This window comes from Lutimonas halocynthiae (genome assembly GCF_030409835.1).
GTDB lineage: Bacteria > Bacteroidota > Bacteroidia > Flavobacteriales > Flavobacteriaceae > Lutimonas > Lutimonas halocynthiae.
Map to the genome: position 1 here is coordinate 1,037,114 of NZ_JAUFQO010000016.1, position 8,140 is coordinate 1,045,253.

General features: G+C 36.5%; 4 protein-coding genes. 2 read left to right on the forward strand and 2 right to left on the reverse strand.

Annotated elements, in window-relative coordinates:
* Positions 1-75 precede the first annotated feature (75 nt).
* Positions 76-3,051 (forward strand): DNA polymerase III subunit alpha, encoded by a 2,976-nt coding sequence (locus QWY87_RS17785; protein WP_290293702.1) that lies wholly within the window; start codon positions 76-78, stop codon positions 3,049-3,051.
* Positions 3,048-4,271: a DNA polymerase IV gene (gene dinB / locus QWY87_RS17790; RefSeq protein ID WP_290293704.1), complete on the forward strand. Its 1,224-nt coding sequence runs from the start codon at positions 3,048-3,050 to the stop codon at positions 4,269-4,271. Before QWY87_RS17785 ends, dinB begins: the two co-directional genes overlap by 4 nt.
* 17 nt (positions 4,272-4,288) lie before the next feature.
* Here the strand turns inward: dinB and QWY87_RS17795 are convergent, their stop codons facing one another.
* Positions 4,289-5,239: a sterol desaturase family protein gene (locus tag QWY87_RS17795; protein WP_290293705.1), complete on the reverse strand. Its 951-nt coding sequence runs from the start codon at positions 5,237-5,239 to the stop codon at positions 4,289-4,291.
* Between the two features lie 220 nt (positions 5,240-5,459).
* Positions 5,460-7,856, reverse strand: a complete 2,397-nt coding sequence (locus QWY87_RS17800) for a Lon protease family protein (RefSeq protein WP_290293707.1) — start codon at positions 7,854-7,856, stop codon at positions 5,460-5,462.
* Between the last annotated feature and the right edge of the window lie 284 nt (positions 7,857-8,140).

An 8,140-nucleotide genomic window follows, 5' to 3' on the forward strand; every position in this document is an offset into this window, starting at 1 on the left:
CATATATTATCAAGGTGCGGTACAAATATAACCTAAATTTGTAACATATTCCAAAATTATCTTTTTAACGCCTCGATGTACCTGAATACACATACCTATTACAGCTTGAGATACGGCACTATAAAGCCCGAAGAACTATTAGAAATAGCTAAAAACAAAGGCTTAAAAACCTTTGCCTTAACTGATATTAATAGCACTACTGCTTGTATAGATTTTGTGCGCTTATCAGCCAAATATGCTATCTCCCCTGTTTTAGGTGTTGATTTTAGAAATGGTGTACAACAAGAATTTATATTACTGGCTCGTAACAATCAAGGCTTTCAATATATCAATGAATACCTCAGTGCTTTATTACATCAAAAAAAGTTTTATGTAACTACAGAACCTCCTTTGATGCCAGAAGTGTTTGTGATCTATCCTTTTTCAAAAGAGCTAAAACGACCTTTAAAAGAAAATGAATTTCTGGGTGTCAATCCTAACGAGCTTCCCAAATTAAAATTTTCCAAAACAAAATTGCCCATTGAAAAACTGGTGATTTTACAAACAGTTTCTTTTCAAAATAAAAAAGGGTTTAATACACATCGTTTGTTAAGGGCAATCGCTAATAACACTTTACTGAGCAAACTGCCGATTTCTGAACAAGGACAGGAAAAAGACATCATGTTCTCTACTGAAGCATTACATGAATTGTACAAAGACTATCCCCAGATCATAAAAAATACCAAACAGATTTTAAAACGATGTCATATTGAATTCGATTTTGAGAACAATATTCCTAAAAATCAAAAAACCTATACCAATAATGAAGAATTAGATTTTAGGCTCATGCGAAAACTTGCCTATGAAGGTCTGAAGTATCGCTATAAAAAACTAGGAGCCCGTATTTTTAACCGACTGGAGAAGGAATTAGAAATCATTCAACAAAAAGAATTTGTCTCTTATTTTCTCATTAACTGGAAGATTCTAAAATATGCCCGAAGCAAAGGATACTATTATGTTGGCAGGGGTAGCGGAGCTAACAGTATCATCGCTTATCTCTTACGCATTACGGATGTAGATCCTATTGAGCTTGACCTATACTTTGAAAGATTCATCAATCTATACAGAAAAAATCCGCCTGATTTTGATATCGATTTTTCATGGCGTGACAGGGATGATATTACAAAATTCATCTTTAGCACTTTTAAAAACACCGCCCTGATCAGCGTATACAATACTTTTAAATTTAAGGCTTCAGTGCGCGAACTCGGTAAGGTTTTTGGCTTACCTAAAGAGGAAATCGACAAACTTAGTAAAAGGCAATTCCATATTGAGCAATTGGATTTTTTATCAAAACTGGTCATTGCCTACAGCCAGTTTATAGAAGGATTTCCTAATTACCTGGGGATTCATGCAGGTGGTATTTTAATTTCTGAAAAACCTATTAGTCATTATACAGCCACTTTTTTCCCTCCGAAAGGATTTTCAACTACGATGTTTGACATGGTTGTAGCCGAAGATATAGGCCTTTATAAATTTGACATTCTAAGTCAAAGGGGGCTAGGGAAAATCAAAGAAACCGTCGAAATTGTTAGTTACAACAGGCCTGAGCTCCCTCCCATTGACATTCATGACATCAAGCGTTTCAAAGAAGATAAGAAAATCAAATATTTATTGAAGAATGCCAAGGCAATTGGCTGCTTTTATGTAGAATCTCCTGCTATGAGGATGCTGTTAAAAAAACTACAGGTAGATAATTACCTCGGTCTGGTCGCAGCCAGCTCAGTGATTAGACCTGGAGTAGCCAAATCAGGAATGATGCGAGAATATATTTTGAGATACCGTCATCCTGAAAAGAGAAAAGATGCACATCCTATTCTTTTAAAAATCATGCCCGAAACCTATGGTGTAATGGTCTATCAGGAAGACGTGATCAAGGTAGCTCATTATTTTGGCGGACTTACCTTGGGAGAATCCGATATGCTTCGAAGAGGTATGTCTGGAAAATTCAGGTCTCGAGAAGAATTTTTGAAAGTAAAGAATCAGTTTTTTGAAAACTGTAAGCAAAAAGGGCATTCTCATGAATTAACAGGCGAAATCTGGAGGCAGATCGAAAGCTTTGCTGGCTATGCTTTTGCCAAAGGACATTCTGCTTCTTATGCCGTAGAGAGTTATCAGAGTTTATTTTTAAAAGCCTACTTCCCTCTTGAATATATGGTGGCTACCATTAATAACTTTGGAGGTTTTTACAGAGTGGATCTTTATTTACATGAAGCAAAAATGCACGGAGCCCTGATTCTCCCTCCGGATATTAACAAAAGTAATTATGAAACTCGTATTGAAGGAAACAGCATATACCTGGGTTTTATCCTGCTCCATTCTTTTGAAGTAGCTAATGCCAAGCGAATTATAATTGAACGAAATAAGAATGGGGTCTATACTGATCTTGATGATTTTATTGATAGAGTGCCTATTTCAATTGAACAAATTTCTATACTTATCAAGATCAATGCTTTTAAATTCACAGGAAGAAATAAACGTGAATTACTATGGGAAGCCTATATGAAAATCAATAAAGTAAGTCTGGAAGAGCAGGTAGTCACCCTGTTTAAAACTGAAAAGATTACTTATCAAACCCCTAATCTCCCCAGCACTAAGTATGAAGATGCGTTTGATGAAATAGAATACCTAGGGTTTCCCTTATGTGATCCTTTCGAATTGACAACTGATAAAACAGGCCCCTCTCTTTTTGCTAAAAATTTACCTGATTACATCCATAAAACCGTGGTGACCTATGGTTATTATGTAACGGCTAAAAATACAGCTACGCATAAAGGTGACCGTATGTATTTTGGTACTTTTTTAGATAGAAATGGAGACTATATAGACACCGTTCATTTTCCTCCTGCCGCTAAAAAATATCCCTTCAGAGGCAGGGGTGTTTATAAATTAACCGGTAAGGTGATGGAAGAATTTGACAGTATCAGTATTGAGATCTTTAGTATGAAAAAATTAGATATGATGCAGGATGCCCGCTACGCTGAAGAACAAATTAAACAAGTTAACCTATGAGATATTTAAATGAAAGAAATATCCTTCACATGGATCTAGATACTTTTTTTGTTTCCTGTGAACGTCTGATTGACAGTAGGTTAAATAACAAGCCCGTTTTAATAGGCGGCACTTCTGATCGAGGTGTAGTAGCTTCTTGCAGCTATGAAGCACGGAGGTTTGGCATACATTCTGCTATGCCCATGCGGATGGCGAAACAACTTTGTCCTGAAGCTGTTATATTAAGAGGTAATTCAGGAATATACTCCAAATACTCTACTATGGTCACAGATATTATCAAAGAGAATGTGCCTATATATGAGAAATCTTCCATTGATGAATTTTATATTGACCTTTCTGGGATGGACAAATTTTTTGGTTCTTACAAACTAGCTTCTGAATTGAGAAATAAAGTAATTAAAGAAACCGGGCTGCCCATTTCTTTTGGTTTATCCATTAACAAAACCGTTGCAAAGATTGCTACCGGAGAGGCCAAGCCTAATAATAAGATCAGGATCGATAAAGGAAATGAGAAACCTTTTTTAGCGCCATTATCTGTAAGAAAAATTCCAATGGTCGGTAAAGTGACCTATAAGTCTCTTTGTGACCTAGGTATTAAGAAAATCCACACGGTACAGGAAATGCCTTATGAGATGATGTCAAAAGTTTTAGGGAAAAACGGAGGTTCTATCTGGAAAAAAGCCAATGGTATAGACAATGCGCCTGTGATACAATACCAAGAAAGAAAATCTATTTCAACAGAAAGAACCTTTGATCGTGACACAACAGACGTTTCAAAGTTAAAAACAATTTTAACCGCTATGGCCCAAGAACTTACCTATCAATTACGAAGTGGCAATAAGTTGACAGCTTGTGTATCTGTTAAAATCAGGTATTCTGATTTCCAAACTTATACCATGCAAAAGAGAATTCCTTATAGTGCTTCTGACCATAGTATTTTTCCTATTGTTATGGATCTCTTTAAACGATTGTATCATCGTCGTTTATTAGTAAGATTAATTGGCGTTAACTTCAGTCACCTGGTTGAAGGCGGGCATCAGATCAATTTATTTGAAGACTGTGACAAAGTTATCAGTCTATACCAAGCCATGGATCATATCCGAAAACGCTATGGCAGCCGGGCGGTAATCAATGCCTCGGGAATGGGAGTTAAAAGTATTGGCAGAAGCAATCCCTTTAATGGAGAAGCCCCTCCTTTACTGGCAAACAGAAGGCAATAAAAAAACAATCGAGCCTTTCAAACTTCTGGCTCCAACTTTAAATTTGGGATTTCAGAATTCCTAAGTTCCTTTTGAATTTGTTTAATCGTCAGTGTACTTCCATCATGACTCCAACCTGGAGCGCCAAAAACATACATAAACTTATGGCTCCATTTTTTTGATTTTTTCATATCAGCCCAGATATCCGAATACTCATGAGTTAAAATCTTGAATAAGTTATAAGACTCTGGTGGCGTTGTCACACCGTATTCAATATCAATATCTTCTTCCAATTCTTTCCAGGTACCAAAGACTTTATCAAAAATGTTTAAAAACCCACCATGATTCTTATCCATATACTCAATATTCTTTGCATGATGTACCTGATGCATCGTATGGGTATTAAAAATCTTTTCTATTAAACCCAATTTCGGAACATAAACCGTGTGCAATTGAAATTGCCATAAAGCCTCTATACCAAGACAAACTACAACCATCTCTGGCGGGAAACCAATCGCTGGAATCCACATATAGAAAAAAGGTTTATAAAGTATTGTAAACCAACCATTTCTAACAGCTGTTCCTAGGTTGAAATTATCTGAGGAATGATGCACGATATGTGCCGCCCATAAAAATCTGACATTATGATTCTGGCGATGAAACCAATAATATGAAAAATCATCTAACAATTGACAAAGTATCCATATATACCAGGCGTAACCAAAAGACTCCCAGCCCATAATATTCGTTCTAACCCCATCAACTAGCGGGTTAAACAATTCATATACCACATTAAAAATTACAATTGCTGAAATTGTCTTTATCAACGGCGCTATAATGGCAGAGCCAATACCCATGCCTAAACTGGCCATTAAATCTTTTGATTCGTATAAATCCTTTCTCTTATGTGACTTACTATATGCAAATTCAAGGGCTATAAGTCCTAGAAAAACAGGCACACCATATACCAAAGGGTTGGTAAAATCCATAAACAATTATTTTATAATATTGCTATTGACCCTTGTTTGATCAGTAGTCTAAAATAAGTGCTGAAAATACCTGGATAAATGACAAAGTTTTGTCTTTCGCGAATATATGTAATTAATTTAAGAGAAAACCATCACAGCTACAAAATAGATTCCCGAGCCGCTCGGAAGTGAAGGCTTCGCAGGTGAAGGGTTCACAAATGAAGGATTCAGCTGTGATAACCTAAAACGTCTTTTTATTTTTTTTATTAGTCTTTTTCAACAGGGTTTTATTCAAAGCTTCAATGCGCTGATCTACTAAATAATGAACAGAATTTTTGCTGAAAGACCCTCTTTTTAACTTTTTCCCGGCAGGAACCCCTGTAAGCAACTCGATTCCTTCATCAATTGAACTAATAGCCCACACATGAAATTTACCTTCTTCAACGGCTTTAACAACCTCATTTTTCAGCATCAGGTGATCTAAATTTCCCTTTGGAATCATCACCCCTTGTTCACCGTTGAATCCACGATGTCGGCAGACTTCAAAAAACCCTTCAATTTTTTCATTGATTGCACCTACGGGCTGTATCTCTCCTTTCTGATTCACCGATCCGCTCACTGCAATCGATTGTTTAATGGGCAATTGTGATAAACTGGATAAAATCGCATACAATTCCGTACTTGAAGCACTGTCGCCTTCAATCTCAGAATAACTTTGTTCAAACACCAGGCTGGCAAAAAGGCTTATCATTTTATTCTGTCCGTATTTTTCACCTAAATAACCTGATAAAATAAGTACTCCTTTTGTATGCAAACGACCGCCTAGTTTCGACTCTCTTTCAATATCTATAAGCCCACTCCTTCCTGAGGCCACATTCACAGTAATTTTATTTGGATGACCAAACATAAAATCACCCAGGTCTAGGACTGAAATTCCGTTGATTTGGCCTATTTTCGATCCTTCTAAGTCAATCATCAAAGTATTGTGTTCAATCATTTCAATAATTTTTTCTTGGATAAGATTTGAACGATAGTACTTAGCTTCTATAGCCTTGGCTATTTCATCAGAAGTAATCTGATCATGTGACTTCAATTGTGCATAGTAATTGGCTTCATGTAAAATATCACTTAACTCTCCAAACCTAATCGAAATTTTATTTTGGTCCTTAGCTATACGGCAGGATTGTTCAATAAGATGAGAAATGGCTTTATGATCCAATGGTAAAAGATTGTTTTCATTTTGAATTTTAAAAATCACAGAGGCAAAATCCTTGGCATTTGAGGCTGAATAATCCATAGAAACATCAAATTCAGCTTTAACCTTAAACAGTTCCTTAAAATCTTCATCCCAATTGTATAACAAATAATACAGCCTAGGAGACCCTAGCAGGATGATTTTTGCATTCAATGGAATCGGGTCTGGTTTTAAACTTTTAGTACTCAAGAAACCAAATCTTTCACTTGCATCTTCAATGACTATTTCGTTGTTTTGCAAAGCCCTTTTCAATCCGTCCCAGGCAAAATAATTCATCAGGAGTTCTCTTAATGGAATAATCAAATAACCCCCATTAGCTCTGTGCAGGGCTCCTCCCCTGATAAGTGTGAAGTTAGTTAACAATGTACCCATGTCAGATTCTTGCTCTACTTTACCAAATAAATTGTTATAAGTCGGGTTAAGTTCCATCATGATGGGTGCTCCATTGGTATCAGAGTTATCGGTAATGATATTGATCTCATATTCCAAAAACTGATGCATAGGGGATGAAGTTATTCTATTCTTATGGTTAGAAACTTTTATAAATTCTCCCAGGTTTTCAATAATATCGTTTTTAACATCCTCTAAGTACTCTATCACGTCATGATTCTTCTTGTATTTCCCTTTTAATTCCTCTAATAAGGATTCGATTGCATAAAGGGCTACATCATTTTCTAATTGGATCACAGCCTCTTTTCTTTCCTTATCCAGTTCCCTGTTTTGTCTTAACAATGCGTTGAATTCCATCAACAGCATGTCACGCTTTTCTATGATTTTATCTTGTTTCTTTTTACTCAGTTTCAAGAATGATTTATCACTTATCGGATCACCGGCATCATCGATAGGAACCACGTTTATTTCAATTGGCGTCCGACTTATAGCAAAATTATTGGCACTCGCCTTTTCGTAGATATCTTGAAACAAACCAACTTCCTTCTCTTGGAATTCATCGAAAATATCTTGCCTCTTATTGGCATATTCCTTACTGTCAAAAGCCTTTAATAAAGCTATTTGCGCCTCTTCAATTAGCTTTGCTATTTCATTTTTAAAAACCAAAGCCCCTCCCTTTTCCAAACCAAGTTTTTTAGGACAATATGCTTCTTTAAAATTATTGACATAGCACCAATCTCCAGGACAAATTTCACTTTTTGCCTTTTCCGCAAGAAAATGATTAATCGCTGCACGCTTGCCACTACCCGGATAACCCGAAACATAAATATTAAAGCCCCTGCTTTTGTTTCCGATACCAAATTCCAAAGCCTGTAAAGCCCTATCTTGACCAATAAGTGTTTTTAAAGGGTGTTTCTCTTTGATGATATTCCAACCCTTGGATGAAATATTGACTTTGCGTCTTAATTTTTTATAATCTAATGCTCGTAACATAGGCTTTGGATCTAACAATACATATGAAAATATAGAAAGTTACAACATCTTAACAATCCTTCAAATGATCCAGGTCAATGCCTCTTGATTTTTCCGAGCCGCTCGGAGGTGAAGGGTTCACTTGCGAGGCGTTCGCAGGTGAGGTGATCGGAACTCATCACCTCACCTGCGATCACCTCGGGGTTCTTGGCTTCAGGGCATAAAAAAACCTCTAACATATATATGTTAGAGGTTTAGAAGAAAGGCAACGACTTACTCTCCCACCCAGGGGCAGTACCATCAGC

Bases quoted from the DNA above. Each gene is read 5' to 3' on its own strand.
- QWY87_RS17785 (WP_290293702.1), top strand. From the start codon at position 76: ATGTACCTGAATACACATACCTATTACAGCTTGAGATACGGCACTATA.
- dinB (WP_290293704.1), top strand. From the start codon at position 3,048: ATGAGATATTTAAATGAAAGAAATATCCTTCACATGGATCTAGATACT.
- QWY87_RS17795 (WP_290293705.1), bottom strand. From the start codon at position 5,239: ATGGATTTTACCAACCCTTTGGTATATGGTGTGCCTGTTTTTCTAGGA.
- QWY87_RS17800 (WP_290293707.1), bottom strand. From the start codon at position 7,856: ATGTTACGAGCATTAGATTATAAAAAATTAAGACGCAAAGTCAATATT.